Annotated in this window: 2 protein-coding genes and 1 pseudogene; 2 read left to right on the forward strand and 1 reads right to left on the reverse strand. The window is 33.9% G+C overall.

Annotated elements, in window-relative coordinates; all coding sequences use genetic code 11:
• Both WBN21_RS02815 and rlmB read left to right on the forward strand, forming a co-directional pair.
• The coding region (locus tag WBN21_RS02815; protein ID WP_424197781.1) for a T9SS type A sorting domain-containing protein at window positions 1-1,272 on the forward strand (1,272 nt) is incomplete at its 5' end.
• 127 nt (window positions 1,273-1,399) lie between these two features.
• A complete protein-coding gene (gene rlmB, locus WBN21_RS02820) occupies window positions 1,400-2,134 on the forward strand; it encodes a 23S rRNA (guanosine(2251)-2'-O)-methyltransferase RlmB (protein WP_424197782.1) in 735 nt (244 codons plus the stop codon).
• A 36-nt stretch (window positions 2,135-2,170) separates the two neighbouring features.
• Here rlmB and WBN21_RS02825 read toward each other — a convergent pair.
• Window positions 2,171-2,467, reverse strand: a pseudogene (locus WBN21_RS02825) (rhomboid family intramembrane serine protease); the annotation flags it as partial.

Consider the following 2,467-nt stretch of genomic DNA (forward strand, 5'->3'; position numbering starts at 1 on the left):
GCTGACGGTGGTACAACTACTGAATCTAGAAACGTTGGCTACAATACTGCACAATATTATACGGTAGCAGTAGGACCAACTACAGCATTCCCTACTGGAGATCATTTTGCAGGTGGCTTACAAGATAATGGAACGCAATTAACTGAAAATGGCGATCCTGCTGGAGATTCTAATGCTACTGAAATTCAGGGAGGTGATGGTGCCTATACATACTTTGATCAAGATGGTACTGATAGATACGTTATTGCTAACTATGTTTACAATGACAACATAACGCTATATAGTTTTGACGGAGCTGATGTTTCAATTAATAGTGAAAGCTTAAGCAATGGTGCATTTATAAACCCTGGAGCTTTAGATTCTAATTTAGATATTCTATATACCAATTATTCTGCTGGTGGCGTTTACATTGTAAAAAGATACGCAGGAATCAAAGACGCAGGTACTTTAGTGAAAACAGATTTAATTAGTGAGGAGTTAACAACAACACCTACCGCGTTTACTGTTTCACCACATACAACAACGTCTTCAACACTTCTTGTCGGTACTGTATTAGGTGATGTGTTATTAGTAGAAAATGCAGATGGCGCAACACCAACATGGACTAATTTAGATGAAAATCGATTAGTTGGTAGTGTTTCTGATATTGAGTTTGGGCAATCGGAAAACGACATATTTGTTACCATGCATAATTATGGAGTAAACAATGTTTGGTATTCTAGTGATAAAGGGGTTACATGGCAAGCTAAAGATGGTAATTTACCAGATTTACCTGTAAAAACTATTTTACAAAACCCTTTAAATTTAGAGGAGGTAATTATTGGAACTGAACTTGGTGTTTGGTACACTAAAAATTTCTCGAATGCTAGCCCAACATGGAACACGTCTTACAACGGGATGAGTAATGTTAAAGTGTTAGATTTAGATTTAAGAAATGATAATATGGTATTTGCAGCAACACATGGTAGAGGTGTTTTCTCTGGAATGTTTACTGCAACTTCATTAAGTACGGCTGATAATGTATTTTCTTCTTCTAATTTAAGAATATACCCAACAGTATCAAACGGACATATTAAAATTGTTTCTAATGATTATATTGAAAACGCAAAATTGAACGTTTTCAGTATCACAGGAAAAAGAGTTTATTCTGGGAATTTAGATTTATCTAAAACAGAGAGTCAGCTAGATTTAACTGGCTTACAATCTGGTTTATACTTAATGAAATTCTCAAAAGATAATATCACAACTACACATAAAATTATGATAAAGTAACATTTATTAAAATTTTTAAAAGCCATCTAGAATTTATTTTAGATGGCTTTTTTTATTAATGACCAATTACAAAATAGTATAAGCTTTTAAATACAATCGTAATTTAATTATTAATACCTTTGCATCAATGGAAAACCAAACGCAAATATTCGGAATTAGAGCCATCATTGAAGCCATAAATGCTGGAGAAACTATTGATAAAGTATTTCTTCAAAAAGGTGAAAGAGGTGAGTTATTTGGTGAATTAGAATCCTTATTAAATAAAAATTCCATAAACAAATCTTACGTTCCAATTGAAAAGCTAAATAGACTAACTAAAAGTAACCACCAAGGTGCGGTTGCTCAAATATCGCCTATTGAGTTTCATGACATGGAAACTATGGTTATGAATGTCATTGAGTCTGGTAAAACGCCATTATTTCTTCTACTCGATCAATTGAGTGACGTGAGAAATTTTGGAGCTATTATTAGAACTGCCGAATGTACCGGTGTTCATGGTATTATTATTCAAAAAAATGGTAGTGCTCCAGTAAATGGAGATACCATTAAAACAAGTGCTGGTGCTGTTTTCAAAATCCCAATTTGCAAAGTTGACCATATAAAAGATGCTGTTTTTTACATGCAAGCTTCAGGGATAAAAGTGATAGCGGCTACTGAAAAAACAGACGATACCCTATATGATGTTTCATTTGTGGAACCTTGTGCCATAATTATGGGATCTGAAGGTAGAGGCATAAACCCTTCTACGCTAAAGGTTGTTGATGCTAAAGCGAAACTGCCTTTGCTTGGCGAAATCGAATCTTTAAATGTTTCTGTGGCGTGTGGCGCATTTTTATACGAAGTGGTAAGACAACGTCGCTAAATTGACGAATTCAGATTAACAATTTAGAAATTTTGATTACTCTTTAGGTGTATTATCTTTAAAGGTATATGTAATCATCGGTTGCTCCTCCTCCATTTCAGGCTCTACGGATTCAATAAAATTCCCGTTTTCATCAAAGTGCTTTAAAAACGGGTCATTATCTTCATTGTAATTATCGTGTTCCCAAACATACTTTTTAGGTTTCGCAATTTCTTTTCTAAAAATTAAAGCAAACAATAAACCTGTAATTAAACCTGCCATATGGCCTTCCCAAGAAATTCCTTTTTCAATAGGTAATGTATACCAAATCATGCTTCCGTATAGAAATATAAC

Source organism: Algibacter sp. (genome assembly GCF_049667265.1).
In the GTDB taxonomy this organism is placed as follows: domain Bacteria; phylum Bacteroidota; class Bacteroidia; order Flavobacteriales; family Flavobacteriaceae; genus Algibacter_B.

What these genes read in the sequence shown, in the direction of transcription:
- rlmB (WP_424197782.1), top strand. Translation starts at nt 1,400, where the DNA reads ATGGAAAACCAAACGCAAATATTCGGAATTAGAGCCATCATTGAAGCC.